General features: G+C 61.2%; 11 protein-coding genes. 2 read left to right on the forward strand and 9 right to left on the reverse strand.

Translation table 11 applies throughout. The features are described from left to right. The first annotated feature begins 432 nt into the window (after positions 1–432). Both ACI7M0_RS15175 and ACI7M0_RS15180 read left to right on the forward strand, forming a co-directional pair. Positions 433–1,011 (forward strand): NAD(P)H-dependent oxidoreductase, encoded by a 579-nt coding sequence (locus ACI7M0_RS15175; RefSeq protein ID WP_003253953.1) that lies wholly within the window; start codon positions 433–435, stop codon positions 1,009–1,011. 164 nt (positions 1,012–1,175) lie between these two features. Beyond that, positions 1,176–1,559, forward strand: coding sequence for a MerR family transcriptional regulator (locus tag ACI7M0_RS15180; RefSeq protein ID WP_003253954.1), 384 nt, complete (start codon positions 1,176–1,178; stop codon positions 1,557–1,559). 69 nt (positions 1,560–1,628) lie between these two features. Here ACI7M0_RS15180 and ACI7M0_RS15185 read toward each other — a convergent pair whose 3' ends face one another. Genes ACI7M0_RS15185 through ACI7M0_RS15225 form a run of 9 tightly spaced genes read right to left on the reverse strand, consistent with a single transcriptional unit; the run spans position 1,629 to position 14,279 of the window. After that, positions 1,629–4,238 (reverse strand): RND family transporter, encoded by a 2,610-nt coding sequence (locus ACI7M0_RS15185; protein ID WP_129932933.1) that lies wholly within the window; start codon positions 4,236–4,238, stop codon positions 1,629–1,631. A gap of 33 nt (positions 4,239–4,271) precedes the next feature. Then, positions 4,272–5,108 carry an outer membrane lipoprotein-sorting protein gene (locus tag ACI7M0_RS15190; protein ID WP_104961896.1) on the reverse strand — a complete coding sequence of 279 codons (837 nt, stop codon included), beginning with the start codon at positions 5,106–5,108 and terminating at the stop codon, positions 4,272–4,274. Positions 5,109–5,158: 50 nt separating this feature from the next. Further along, on the reverse strand, positions 5,159–6,442 hold the full coding sequence (locus ACI7M0_RS15195) for a DUF1302 family protein (protein ID WP_129932932.1): 1,284 nt from the start codon (positions 6,440–6,442) through the stop codon (positions 5,159–5,161). A 2-nt stretch (positions 6,443–6,444) separates the two neighbouring features. Beyond that, positions 6,445–7,209, reverse strand: a complete 765-nt coding sequence (locus ACI7M0_RS15200; RefSeq protein ID WP_129932931.1) for an SDR family NAD(P)-dependent oxidoreductase — start codon at positions 7,207–7,209, stop codon at positions 6,445–6,447. Continuing rightward, positions 7,206–7,943: a 3-oxoacyl-ACP reductase family protein gene (locus ACI7M0_RS15205; RefSeq protein ID WP_020190178.1), complete on the reverse strand. Its 738-nt coding sequence runs from the start codon at positions 7,941–7,943 to the stop codon at positions 7,206–7,208. The genes ACI7M0_RS15200 and ACI7M0_RS15205 overlap by 4 nt, the downstream gene beginning before the upstream one ends. A gap of 9 nt (positions 7,944–7,952) precedes the next feature. Next, positions 7,953–10,823, reverse strand: a complete 2,871-nt coding sequence (locus tag ACI7M0_RS15210; RefSeq protein WP_129932930.1) for an aminotransferase class III-fold pyridoxal phosphate-dependent enzyme — start codon at positions 10,821–10,823, stop codon at positions 7,953–7,955. A gap of 38 nt (positions 10,824–10,861) precedes the next feature. Next, positions 10,862–12,073 (reverse strand): beta-ketoacyl synthase N-terminal-like domain-containing protein, encoded by a 1,212-nt coding sequence (locus tag ACI7M0_RS15215; RefSeq protein WP_129932929.1) that lies wholly within the window; start codon positions 12,071–12,073, stop codon positions 10,862–10,864. After that, positions 12,070–13,368 carry a beta-ketoacyl-[acyl-carrier-protein] synthase family protein gene (locus tag ACI7M0_RS15220; RefSeq protein ID WP_104961900.1) on the reverse strand — a complete coding sequence of 433 codons (1,299 nt, stop codon included), beginning with the start codon at positions 13,366–13,368 and terminating at the stop codon, positions 12,070–12,072. Before ACI7M0_RS15220 ends, ACI7M0_RS15215 begins: the two co-directional genes overlap by 4 nt. After that, positions 13,365–14,279: a beta-ketoacyl synthase gene (locus ACI7M0_RS15225; RefSeq protein WP_104887487.1), complete on the reverse strand. Its 915-nt coding sequence runs from the start codon at positions 14,277–14,279 to the stop codon at positions 13,365–13,367. The genes ACI7M0_RS15220 and ACI7M0_RS15225 overlap by 4 nt, the downstream gene beginning before the upstream one ends. Between the last annotated feature and the right edge of the window lie 31 nt (positions 14,280–14,310).

Consider the following 14,310-nt stretch of genomic DNA (forward strand, 5'->3'; position numbering starts at 1 on the left):
GCACACCCTCACCGAAACCTGTGCGGCCGGCTCATCTCGCGCCGGTAAGGCTTCATAGACGCTTTGGCTGTAGGTCGGCATGCCCCCTGGGCGATCGCGACCCGTTAATGTTGGTGATGCCGGTCGATAATGCCTTGACAGGGCTCGCCCCCCCTGACGTTCAACGACACCCTCAGCCACGCCTATGTCGCCCTCAACGCCAACAGTGCCCTCGCCGTCTATCTGGAGGCGCAAGCCCTTAAAGCCAGTTGGCGCTTGCAGGTGCGAGTGCGGGCTCAACGCACATTGCGTTTCTGCGCCCGCTCATTAGACGGTTTACCGGGCTCCACCCGAGCGCTGCTGGACTGTTTGTCTCTACCGCTAACCGGCAAGGCTTGACTCTACCGTAAGGGGCAGACTTTACCCTTGGCACTTCATTACCTGGAGTTTGTCATGAAGCGCAAACGCATGCTCGTAATCCTCGGCCACCCTTCGAACGACAGCTTTTGCGGCGCTGTGTCCGAACGTTATGTCGAGGCTGCCACGCAAGCAGGCCATGAGGTGCGCCTGCTGCGCCTGGATACCCTGGATTTCGATCCGGTCTTGCACGATGGCTATAACCAGATCCAGTTGCTTGAGCCCGATTTGATCAACGCACAGAACGACATTACCTGGGCCGAACACCTGACATTGGTGTACCCGATCTGGTGGGGCGGCATTCCGGCGTTGCTCAAGGGGTTCTTCGACCGCGTGTTTCTGCCCGGTTTTGCCTTCAAGTACCGCAAGGGCTCGCCTTTCCCGGATAAGCTGCTCAAGGGCCGCACGGCTCACCTTCTGGTGACCATGGACACGCCGCCGTGGTACTACCGATGGGTGTATCGCATGCCGGGCCTGCACCAAATGCGCAAGACCACCCTGGAGTTCTGCGGCATAAAACCTCTGAAAACCCTGACCTTCGGTCCGGTATTGGGCTCCAAGCCGGAACAGCGTGAAGCCTGGCTCAAACAAGTCCAGGCCGTCGCCAGCCGCTGATCGGCCCCGGTCGGGCCGTGCCCCTGCGCTGCCCAGCCGAGCCACCCTGCTGTGACGCCTTGTTCAGCTTGGCTTCCCACCCCCTGACGCTTGTGCAAAAATGTCGCGCGCCTGTACGAGGACGCGACATCTTTTCGCTTCTGATGCGTCAAAAAGGGATTTTCATGTACATCGGCAAAGCCGCCCAGCTGTCGGGCACCACCGTCAAAAGCATCCGCCATTACGAAGAAATCGGCCTGTTGCCACCCCCGCAACGCGAAGGCAAGTACCGCATCTACAGCCAGCAAAGCGTAGAGCTGCTGACCTTCATCAAATGCGCTCAGCAACTCGGTTTCAAGCTCAAGGAAATGCAGGCCATTCTGCAGGATCATCGCGGCCAGGAGCTGCCCTGGGATCTGGCCATGCAGGCCATCGATAACAAAAAGCAGGAATTGATGGGGCAGATCCAGGCCTTGCAGCAAGTGCATGACGGCTTGGTTGAGTTTGAGCTGAGCCTCAAGGATGCTCAGATGCAATGCCAGTTCGAACACCTGGAAAAAGCCCGCTGAATCCGCTCCGCCGCCCCTGAACGGCCATGGCGCCCGGTGCCGTTTTCAGCACGCAGGCGCCCCGGCGATTTAGCCTGGCACAGCCCCACCCCCCGGCTGCTCGCCCTCTTGCACTGCTGGCTGCGGCACAATCGAGGCAAAGAACCACGGCGAAATCAGCGTGACCAACAAAATGGTCATGAAGCCGCTGGATGACAGCGCCAGTATCACCAATACCCCCAGGTCAATGACGGGTTTGTAGGCGGAGAACAGCAGCGCGACAAAGCCCATCGAGAAGATCACGACGTTGACCACCGTCGAGCGCCCGACGCCCTGCATGGCCATCAGGATGGCCTCGTCGATCTCGATGCCCTTCTGCACCAGCATCTTGATCCGTGACAGCAGGTGAACGGCGTAATCCACCACGCCCACCACCAGGAACGTCACCAGTGTGGTACCGATGTTCAACTCGATATCCAACAGGTACATGCTGCCGTACACCGTCACCGACGTGGTCAGCAACGTCAGCATGCCGAGGATGCCCAGGCGTACTGACTTGAGCCAGAACATCATCATCAAGGTCACGGCCAGCAACGCCAGCGAGAAGCTCAGCACCTGACCCTGGGTGATTTCCTGCAACACCCCGGTCCATATGTACGGCGTACCGGCATGGGTGACTTGCAGGTTGGCCGGTTTGTTGATGGCCAGCCAGGCGTCCAGTTTATCGAGCATCGCCTGGTAATCGCCCGCCACAGAGGAGGTCATGGTGAACAGCGTCACCGCCTTCGAGTAATCGGCATTGAGCACGTTCTGCAAGTCAGTGCCGCCACCGTTCTCGAACATCATGATGTGTTGTTCGATGAGCGAGTTGCCATCGACATCGAAGGTCTCCGGTTTGCCGTCATCATCGACCACCGTCACCTGCTCCACCGCCTGCGGTACCCGCAGGAAAGCAGGGTTCATGTCGTTGAGCACGAGGTTCATGCGCTTGATGTAGGTCGCCACCGAATAGGTGTAACTCACGTTCGGCTGGGCCTTGATGAACTGGTCCAGACGGTCGAGGAACTGCACGGTTTCAGTGGTCAGCGCGCCACGCGGAGTCTTGGTGTCGAAAGCGATCCAGCCCGGCGATGTACCCGCGACTCCGGCCCGGTTGATGAATTCGTCGGACATCCGCACCGGGCTGTCCTTCTTGAAGTAGGCAATGCCCGAGTCTTCGATATCCACCTTGAACGTGAACACCGTCATCATCGCCAACAACGGCAGGGTCACCAGCAATACCGGCTTGCGCCAGCGAATCAGCCAGGCACAGAACACCACCAGATAGTGGGAGATCAGCGACGCTTTGAGTTGCACTTTGCGCGGGACGGCATCTTTGCCCCAGATCGAAATCCACGCCGGAATCAGTAGCAACGAGATGATCAGCGCCGCCGTCAGGCCGATGGACATGAACACGCCAAAGTTGCGGATGCTGACAATGTTGTTGGTGGTGGAAATCAGGAACGTCGCAATCGTCGTGACCGTTGTCAACACTACCGGCGTGACCATCAGGCGCTGGGTTTCACGGTTGGCTTCGCGGAAAGACTTACCCGAATTGAGCTGTTCGTAATACTCGGCCATGACGTGAATCGCGTCGGCACAACAGATGGTGAACAGGAACACCGGCAAGACACTGGTGAGCAAGTCCATCGGCACCCGCAGCAGCGCCATCAGGCCAAGGGTCCAGATGGTGCAGAACAGGATATTGAACAGCGGCAGCACCACGCCAAGTGGTTTGCGAAAGAAGAAAACCAGCAGAGAGGTCACCAACAGGAACACGATCGGGAACAGCATCGCCAGGTCGTGATCGATGATTTCCTGCTGGGCCGCAATGAAGATCGGCATGCCGGCGATGAACACCTCATCGGTGAACTCCGGGTGGGCGGCCTGGTACTTCGCGATGATCTCGCGGACCTGGTGATAAGCACGCAACTGGGCCTGAGCGTCGTCCTGTTTGGTGCCCAGTTCGGCGACGACCATGGCGACTTTCTTGTCCGCCGAGACGACGCCACCGACCATCTGCTCGTTGCCCATGATCTGCGCTTCGACCTTGATCGGGTCCATATCCAGGGCGTGCAGGGTCTTGTGGATCCACAACTCGCCATCGGCACTCAGGCTGATGTTTTCCAGGTCAGCCATCGAGGCCATTTCCTGGATCGGGTTGAGCCGCTCGGCAAGAAAGCTCAAAAACTGCAGGTCATGGCTGTCCCAGTGCCGGGCAATCCCATGGTCACGCAGCGCTTTGGCGGCAGCGTAATCGTTCTGCGAAAAACCCTCGGCGAGGATCTGCACCAGCAAAGCCTGAGCATCAGGGTCGCCACTGTGGAGGCCGACGATGCGCTGCAGTTCGACACGGTCCTCATCGTTCGCCAGCATCAACCGGCGTATGGCCTGGGACAGCTCGAACTGGGCGTTCAACGACGTAGTGTTGAAGACACTCTCGGGGTTGTTCAGCGCCACCATGACCGAGTCATAGGTGCCGGTGAACTCGCGCTGCAAATCAATGATCGTCTTGCGCGCCGGGTGAGTGTCCTTGAGCAGATACGGATTGGTGTCCGACATCAGCGAGCCGAGGGTGTAGGTGAAGTAGGCGGTGATCGCCACCAGCACGAACACAATTGCCCGCGCATAGCGCTCGACGAAGTTCAGGTATCTTTCCATGAATGAGGGTTCCAGATGAATCGGGAGCGGCGCTTAGCGGGCAGACACGGCGTATTCCGGCAAGTCGCCGGCTTTCAGCCCGCGCTTGATCGCGGTCTGCGTGAACAGGCGGTCGTCCAGCGCGACGTTGTACTGCAACTGGTTGAAGCGCAGCTGAGAGCGCGTACCGGCGATGAAGTCCTCGGTTTCGCTGAGGGTAATGCTGTCGATCTGGTCGATGGTTTCAGTCTTCAGGGTGCGCATCTGCTTGAACATCACACCTTTTACATCGAAGAAGTCCTGGCGCAGTACCAGTGAGTTCTTCTTGTCAACCCAGACCTTGAGCTTGTTGTAGCCGGTCTTGGCCAGCACGGCAGGCGTGGCCGGCTCACGCTCGATCACGTAGCAATCGCGGCCCTGCAACTGCTCTTCGCCAACCAGCGTTTGGCGATAGTCTTCGGCGCGAATCTTGTCGAGGTCGGCATAGGAGTAGTCGCTCCCCATGAACGCCCCGCGTTTGTCGGTGGTGGAAATCCTTCGGGTCTGTCGGCTGACCGGCAAATACATCCATTGGCTGTCTTCGAGGCCCAGGACCTCGCGCGGGTTTTCGATGTGGAAGGCGACGTCACGCACATCACTCGGCGCGGAGAAATACATGGTGAACTTGTCGCTGTCCGGGTAATCCTTTTGCAGGTAGCTGAACTCGCGGATGCGGCTGTTACCTTGCTTGTCGATCAGGATCAGGGACACCTGGGACATGAAGCTCTTGCCGTCATCGCGGTCCCGGGCCTGGCGAATGATGTCGTCGGCCGTGCGTGTTTCAGCTGCCATGGCGGCAGCGGCGCTCAGCAGCAGTGCGCTTACAGTCAGGGTCTTGAAGATGGGCAACATGGCGATTTCCTTTTCATTGTTTGAGTGGTTCGCACACCGCACCGGTGTGGTCAGAACAGATAACCGGCGGACAAGCGCACCTGGTCGCGGTTGTCGTACGCACCGAACTGGCGGTCGGGCTTGCCGAAGAACACATCGACTTCGAGCCCCAACTTGAGCCAGTCCACCGGTTTGTAGGTGAAGATCCCCTGAACGAAACTGTCGTCCTGCGCTGGCGGCGACATGCCGAAAACCAGACGGGTCTTGAGGCGATCCTGGAACTGCGAGCCTTCGGCAGACACGGTGAACAGGTCGTCGCGCTTGTCCTGAACCATGCCGGGCTGCCAGTCGAGCAGCCGCTGATGTTGCCACTGCGTCGAGATCAGCCAGTCCCGCAATAGGTAATCGACGCCCAGCAGCGACTTGGTCATCGCCGTCTGGTCGCTGCCGTAAGCGCGGTAAGGATTGGTGACGCGCCAATTGTCGAAGTAGGCGACTTCACTGCGCACCACGATGCTGTGGCCGGCATCGATGGCCACACTGGCGCCGCCCATGGAATAGCGCGGGAATTGCCGTTCGAGGCGAATCAGGCCCTCTTCGGTCTGGCCTTCGACGGCGTAAACCGGGTCCTGTTGGCGGGCGTTGAGGGCAACGAAGCTGACATCCACCGTGCCGACCCGGCCGTTGGCACTGGCGCCGTAACCGAAGCCACTGTGACCGTCATAACCGGGCCGCGAATCGACCACGAACATCTGCGGATCGGGGGTGGCAAAGATCGGTGCATCGAACTCGCTGCCGACGGCCGGCGCCTGGTTTTTCACAAAATCAGTGATCACCAGCGCTTCCAGCTCCCACTCGGCGACCGGCTGCACCAGGCGAATCATCGGCACGGCGATGCGGCTGTCTTCCAACAGACCGATCACACCCTCGCGATAATCCAGCGGGTTGATCTGATCGAGCACCCGTAATTCATCTGCACGCCCCCACACCACCTGCTGCCAGCCCACCGTCAGCTCGCCGTCACCGACGTAGAGCCCCCAGTAAAGGTGCCGCCAATCGGCAGTGGCCCGGTAATCATCCCGGGCTTGCGCGCTGTATGGGTTGTTGCCGTCATAACGGAAGTCGTAACGGGCTCGGCCCTTGGCCTTGTAGTAGCCGCTGTCCCAGGCATCCTCCAGGCTGAACTTGAGGTACACGGCCTTTTGCGTGACCCGGTCGTCACCGTGCAGACGCACGGCCGTGGCAACGCCGATCTCCGCTTCATGATGCTCCGGCAACCACTCGGCGATCGCCACTGGCGGGCCGAGGCTGACCAGCGCGGCCAAAAGGCCGCGGTTCAATCCCAGTCGAGCCATGGCTACATTCCCAACCCGGCACCGCCGTCGATCATCAGGCTTTGCGCCGTGACACCACCAGCCTGCGGGCTCGCCAGATAACGAACCATGGCCGCCACTTCGTCGCCCTGAATGAAGCGCCGCAGGGGCAACTTCTTCTTTGCATTGCGCAGGATCTGCTCGTGGGTGATCCCGGCGATGCGCGCTTGAGCCGCCAATTCGCCTTGCAGCATCGGTGTGTCGATCCAGGCGGGCAGGATGGCATTGACGGTGATTCGCCGTGGCGCCAGGTCCAGCGCCAAGGCTTTGGTCATGCCGATGATGCCGTGCTTGGAGGCGCAGTAAGCGGTGTTGCGGACCTTGCCCGCTCGGCCGAGGATCGACGACATGTTGACGATCCGCCCACCATCGGCCATCAGTGGCAGGCACAACGAGGTGACGTAAAAGGTGCCGTTGAGGTTGATCGAAATGACCTTGTGCCAGTTGTCGAGGTCTTCGGGTTCGTTCTCGTCGCAGACCCCGGCGCTGTTGACCAGCACATCGACAAAGCCGACCCGGTTGGCCAGGCCCTTGAACAGAAGTTGCAGGCTGGCGAGATCGGCGATGTCCGCTTGATGGGTTTCGATGCGAGCGGCAAATTCGCCCTCGGTGACCCAGCTCTGCAAGGTTGCCAGATCCCGATCAAGCAAGATCAAAAGGTGCTCGGCCTGGGCTGCAAAATTTTCCGCGACGGCGCGGCCAATACCATTGGCCGCGCCGGTAATCACAATCGTGCGTACCTGGCTCATGGCATTTTCAATCCGCCGTTGACGGACAAGACTTCGCCCGTGACGTACAGGCCGCGCTCGGCCAGATACAGCACCGCGTCGGCAATTTCTTCAGGCCGGGCGAAGCGTTTGATCAACAGCCGCGACTGGATTTCCTGCTCATGGGCGCCGACCAGGGCTTGGCTCATGTCGGTGCTGACGATGCCGGGCGCCACCGCGTTGACCCGGATGTTGCGGGGCGCCAACTCCACCGCCAGTGCGCGTGTCAATGCTTCTACACCGCCTTTGGCGGCGGCGTAGTTGCTCTGGCCCTTGCCGGGCTTTTGCGCGGCCACCGAACTGAGGTTGACGATGCACCCGCTGCGTTGGCGCATCATGCAGGGCAGCACCTGCTGACAGCACAACAACGTGCCGACCAGGTTGGTCTGGATGACCTCGGTGATGTCGCTCAACGATTGCGTGGCGAGCAAACCGTCACGGGTAATACCGGCGTTGTTGACCAACAAGTCGATACGCTCGAAACGTTGCTCGACCCGTTCAAAAAACGCCTGAATGCTCGGCGCTTCCTTGACATCACACTGCACGGCCAGGCACTCCCGGCCGAGCCCTTCGACCTGCGCCTGCAAGGCAGCGGCTGACGCCTCGTCACGGACATAACTGAAGGCAACCTGATAACCCGCGCCGGCCAGGGCCAGCACGATGGACTTGCCAATGCCGCGACTGCCGCCGGTCACAACAGCTATTTTCTGAGTCATGACCGCTCCTTAAAGTGAGTTTTGAGTTTTGAATTGCGCGAGGGTGAAGCCGTGGGTCGCGGCCAGTGCGCGGACCTGCTGAACTTGCTCACGGCTGATATCGCCGTAGGAGCCGTGCTGGCTCATGCCAGACAAGCCCATCAACACCGACTCGGCCATGCACGCATACAGCTGACCTTTTTTCAGATAGGCCCGCACGTTGGGCGCCAGGCCGTCGTCGAACGGCGTCTGGACGATGCCGCCGTGCATGTAGAGCACGTCTTCGCGTTGGCTCGGCAGGTCTTGATGGACGTTCAGCGGCACGGCGATATCGCAAATCACGCTGCGCTCGGCAAAATGTTCGGCACCGAGGAACGGCTGAGGCGCATTGGCAGCGCACAGGACAATCCGTGCGCCCTTGATGGCGTCGAGATCGTTGGTGACCGTGATGAAGGCGTTCGCGCCAAGGCGCTCATCCACCAGGCGGGCGATGTGCAGACCGAGGTCGGCTTTTTGGCCATGTGAGTGCAACAAGCCACGAAAACCATCAAGGGTCAGCAGTCGCTGGGCCAACCGGTCGTGTTCGGCCGTGCCTTTGAGGATCGAACGGGCCGCGTCGGCGTAAATCTGTTGCGCGGTTTTCTCCAGGCGCCGAACCGAGCCGTCACGACCGCTGCCAATCAGAATCAGGTGATCGACGGTGGCGGACAGCACCGAGGCATAGGTCGACGCAACGTTACCGGCGGCACCGACAACGGCAGCGGTTTGCTCGCAAAGTGCCAAACCTTGCTGTACACAGCCTTGCTCGATGGCTTCGAGCCCCATGCCGATGGTCAGGGCGTTGCCGGACGTCAGCGCCATGTCGGCAATCTTCAGCGCCTGACAATTGTTGGTGACGATCGAGGTGTACATCCCGAGGCCGGCGATGCTGCAGCCATCGGCGCGGGCATCGGTGACACGCCTGCCGACTTCTTCGCGAATGCTGTCCAGGTCACCGCTGCGGATGTACTCGGCCATGGCATCCGAGTCCATGCACAGCGGGTATAACGTGAACTCCACCGCCATGCCGAGGCGCGACCGAATGATCACCGGGCCGACTGGCACAGCGCGGCGTTCAGGCTTGGTGCGATTGATGAACGTGCGTTTTTGTTCCGGGCTCAGGGCTGCCAGCGAGGGATCGACGTCACCGAGGATATCGGCATCGATCAGGTGGTTGATGAACGCTACCCGAGCGACGACTTCGACCTTGGCATCCCTGTTCTCAACGGGCTCGGTCACCCGAAAATCGTCCTGACGGGCTGGCACGGCGGGCATCGAGTCCGCGCAGATACCCGCCGCCAACGGCAAGGCATCGCCACGGCGCAGCATGTCGCAGACCCGTTGCAGGGCAGCGATCAGCTTGTCGATTTCGCCCAGGGTGATACAGGCTGGCGGCTCCAGGCGAATCACGTTGGAGTTGCTGCCCGACGGTGCCACCCGCAACGCTTCGAATTGCAACAGGTAACCGGCGATCAAGTAACCCAAGGCATCGTTGTACTGGGCCGACGCCTGTACCAGCGAGCTGCTGACACTCAAATCGTGCAATTCCAGCCCCACCAGCAAGCCACGCCCGCGCACATCGGCGATCACATCCGGATAGGCCATCTTCAGTTCATTGAGCGAGGCTTTGAGGTAGGCGCCCTTGGTGCGTATGTCTTTGAGCATCGCGTCGTCATCGGCGAACAACCGGCGCAATGCCGACAGCGCGATATGGCAGGACGGATCGTCCTCGGCGAAGGTCGAGCTGTGGATGTAGCTGAACTCGCCTTCGTAGTGGCTGCTGCGGATCACCGTCGCGGCGATTTTCATCAAGCCGCCGCCGAGGGCCTTGGACAGGCAGTAGTAGTCGCCTTGCAGGTTGAACTGGCTGCTGGCAAGAAACGTCCCGGCGCGACCAAAACCCGACTGCACTTCATCGACCACCAGCGGGCATTGTTGCTCGTTACACAGCTTGCGCAGCCCCAGATAGAACTCGGCCGCGAACTCGTTGATACCGCCTTCGCCCTGAATCGGTTCCATCAACACGGCGGTAATCGCACTGAACGGCAGTTGCAGGACGTGCAGGTGTTCGCCGTCCCATTGCAGGCTCAACCAATGGTGCGTGTGCCGGGCCGGCAATTCCTGCAACTGATGGGGCTGCTGTGGGTCGATGAACTCGACGTTCAGCCCAAAACGGGCAAACGGCGCGCGGTACTGACGGCCATAGGTCAGTTGCACGGTATTGACCAATTTGCCGTGGAAGCTGCCGCGCAGGGCGACGAATACTGGTTCGATGTGCAACTGCGCCAGGTTGTGTTGGCGAACGGCTTCAACCACCTGACGCAAGGTCACGCTGTTCAGGTTGGCCGGCAGGACACCTGCAGGCAGGTCGAGGTCGGCCACATCCAGTTCGCGGTAAGCGTGTTCGCTGGCGGTCAGGCTGGCCAGGGTGAAATCGATGTCGTCGAACTGCTTTTGCAGGCTCTTCTGGCGACGGAACTCCGCGTGCTTGACGGCGATCTCCACCGCCTCCGCGCCGCTGTTGGAGAAAGTCGAAATATAACGTTCGGTGTTCTTCAGTTCGCGATTGAAGGCGTCGCTGAGCGCTCGCCCCAATTGCCCGGCCGCACCGCGGATCGACATTTGTGCGTTGAACGGCACGTCGCTGCGCAGCAGCGCACATAGCTGATCGACAAACTGTGGGTCGTTGTGGCCGAACAGTGCCGCACCGTAACCGCCGAGAAAGTCGGTGACCGTGACCATATCGCCCTTGGGGTTGCGGTAGAACAACTGGCTACCGAGGGCGCGCTCAAATTCACACTCCAGGCCCAGTGCCTGGAGCAGGCCGACGAATTTGGGCCGAACGAAATCGCGATAATCCATGACAGTCATATCCCTTGAAAGTAAAAAAGAGGCGGTAGTCAGCGGCAGTCCTGAGTGACCTTTGCGCTGTAGAGCACTTGATAGGCGGCGCTGAATCCGTTGTCGTCGCGGTTCAGCACCAGGCAATGCGCAAGGCTCGCGGCGTGGGGCGCGCCCTGAATGAACGGCAGGTTCGCCACTGGCTGCTGCAAACCGGCAATCGGCGGCACGCTTTGGGCCTGCAATGCGCAACGGGCAAGTATCAGATCCACCAGGCTCGGCGCCGCGCTGAGAATGCCGTTGATCGCCAACCCGCTGGTGATGTGCGAGGCGCGCGCAAGGGCCAGTGTCTGGCACAACACGCGGTCTTTGTGCGCATCGCCGGTGCCGCTGCACACCAACACATCGGTTGGGCTGTCGGGCAGGCTCAAGCGACCGAGGGAGGCATGGGCCGTCATGTCGGCGAGGCACGCCTGAGGACCGGCCGGCAGGTCTTCGCGCCGGCGCAGCACCAGCGCTGCCGCGCCCTCCCCGGCAATGCCGCCAGTGCCCCGAAGGTCAAACGGCAGCAGCGTGTTCGAGCCGTTGGCGCTGATGACACCCGCCTGGACCAACCCGGACAGCGCCAGGGCATCCAGCTCGCTGCCCGCGCCGACAACGATTGCCGCGTCAATTCGGCCATCCTGCAAAGCGGCCGTAGCCTCTCGCAAGGCTGCCAGGTTGCCGGCGACACCTTGCATATAGGCGTTGCACTCGCCCACCAGTTTCAGCGCCAGGCTGGTGACACCCAGCAAGCAGTTGCTCAAGCCTTTGAGCACCAGAAAAGGGTCCTGGGCACGGTCTTGCAGGATGCGTTTGGCGAACGCCGCCATGTCGGCGACGCCGTCCTGCCGACAGCCGTGCAACAACTCGGCATAGGATTCCAGAGACGGATGGGTGTAGCCGCCCTGACAGCAATACAAACCGAAACGGACATCCGGCTGCTCACCAGCCAGGCCGGCTTCATCCAACGCCTGACGTACCGCGCTGACACCCCAGATCACTGCCGGCGTGCAGTAACGCTGAAGGTTTTGCGCAAGGTCTTGTCGGCTGCGTTGGTGGTCCTGATCCTGAATTTGCCCGAACGCCACCACGCGTTCGCTGCTGAACCGTCGGGCGTTCAGCGCCGTAATTGCACTGCGCCCTTCGGTTGCGGCCGCCCAGAAAGACTCGACACCCCAGCCGCTGGGCAACACGCAACCCGCACCGGCAATCGCGACCGCCTGTTTCATCGCGGCGCCTCCCGGTACTTGCCCAGCGCCAGCGAAGTGTTGAGGCCGCCGAAACCGAAGGAGTTGCTCAGGGCAACGTCGACCTTGCGCTTGACCGCTTGGTGGGCGCAGTAGTCGAGGTCGCATTGTTCGTCGGCATCCTGCAGGTTCAGGGTCGGCGTGACCCGATCATCCCGGCAGGCCAGGGCCGTGAGCATGAACTCCGGTGCTCCGGCGGCCGCAATCAGGTGGCCGAACTGGGATTTGTTGGCCGTCACCAGCAACCGCCGATAATGTTCGCGCTCGGCGAACAGGGTTTTGATCGCCAGGGTTTCGGCGGCATCGTTGAGGGGTGTCGACGTACCGTGGGCATTGATCAGATCGACCTGTTGCGGCGCCAGCCCGGCATCCGTCAGGGCCGCCTGCATCGCCAGCACCGCGCCCCGGCCCTGCGGGTCGGGTGCGGTGATTTTGTAGGCATCCAGGCTGCTGCCGAAACCCAGCACTTCGGCGTACGGCGTTGCCCCTCGGGCGAGCGCCCGTTCAAGGGTTTCGAGCACTACAAAACCGCCGCCTTCACCCGCAATCAAGCCACTGCGATGGCGGTCGAACGGCCGACACAGTTCGGTGCCCCAACGCTGTTCGCTGCTGGCGGCACCGAGCAGATACAGCGCGGTCATGGTGTCCAGGCTCAGCACCGAATCGGCGCCCCCGGCAATGGCCAGCTCGACCTCGCCGCGACGGATCATCTGGAATGCATTGCCGATGGCCTGGGACGCTCCCGCGCAGGCGCTGCTGACATTGATCACCGGGCCTTCACTGCCGATGCCATCGGCAATCACCCGCGCAAGGCGGTCGTTGCTCTGACACAGTGAACTGTCAGGATCGACCTGCGCCTGTCGCGCCATCAATTGAGCCCAGGACGGCGCCTGCGCCGGGTTATCCGCCAGGCTGAGCAGCATGTCCTGCAAACGATGAGCAGGTGCGCCGGACGCTGACAATACCGCCGCGCCACGCAACTGTTCGGGGCTCAGACCACTATCGGCAATGGCTTGGGTGGCCGCGACCCAGCCAAAGCGGGTGCGTTTTTCCAGCGACAATCCCCAGGCCGGATGGTCTTTCAAGTGCGCCGGCATCAAGCCCATATCCACGGGCGCTGCGTAACGCACGGGGAACGCACCCGCCTCGACGCCTTCCGGTTGCCATGGCCGAATGCAATGCTCGCCGGCCAACATTCTTTGCCACATGGACTGCCACTCGAAACCGAAGCCGGTGACGGCGCCCATGCCCGTGATCACGATCCGTGTGGGGCTCATGGGTAACTCTCCATTGTCTCTGTGTCCGACGACGTTCTGGCCAGCAGTACCGCGCCCCAATGCCCGCCTCGGCTATGTTCGAGCAACAGCGTGTAACGGCTGCAATCCAGTGCCCAGGTCACAGCGATTTCGCTGAGCAAGGCGCTGGCGCCCAAGTCACCTAGCAACGCCTTGGAGTGTTCGAGGGTGTGCCCCGATAGGCTAAACAACGCGGCAATCTGCGGATCCTGTGCATCGGCGACGACTTGCCCGACATCGCTGAGGCACAGTTTTTCGTTGCTCAAAGCACGCTCAATGACGTCGCGACCAACCGCCAGTCCACGCTCGGGTTGCGCGCTGTAACCACGGGCAAACCCGGCAATACGCAACGCAGATTGAGCACCGCTGCCTGGGTTGGTCGTCAGCAACAGTGCCGCAGCACCTTCGCCGAAAACCCACGGGCCGGGGTTTACAGGTGGGTGAGTAGCGTCACGCAGGTACAACGCCGGGGTGATGTTCGGACTGCTGCTGACGACCACGGCAGCATCGGCACGGCCTTCGCTCAGATGGGCAGCGGCCTCCATCAAAGCATCCAGCCCCGCATTGCCCTGGGAGCAAAAACCGCCCATGGGCCCCTTGCAACGCAAGGCCTCAGCCGCGTGGGCCATGACGCTGCTGTTGAGCATCATCAGCGCATGCAGCGGCGGTGTGTGGGCAAAGAATTGCGCCAACAGATCTGCCGGTTGTGCGCCAATGGCCTGCACTGCATCCCAGCACGAACTGGGGCCATCCACTTCCGGAATGGCAGCGATCAATGCGATCCGCTCGTCGGGCAGTTCCAGCCCACGCAAGGTCTCGGCGAGACGGCCGGCGCAATACAGCAGGCGCGCGCCCTGAGGCTCGAGGCTGCGGGACAGTCTGCGGTCGTACACACCCGCCGGCAAGGCGGGTGCTGCGACACAA

Source organism: Pseudomonas sp. 10(2024) (genome assembly GCF_045164175.1).
In the GTDB taxonomy this organism is placed as follows: domain Bacteria; phylum Pseudomonadota; class Gammaproteobacteria; order Pseudomonadales; family Pseudomonadaceae; genus Aquipseudomonas; species Aquipseudomonas alloputida.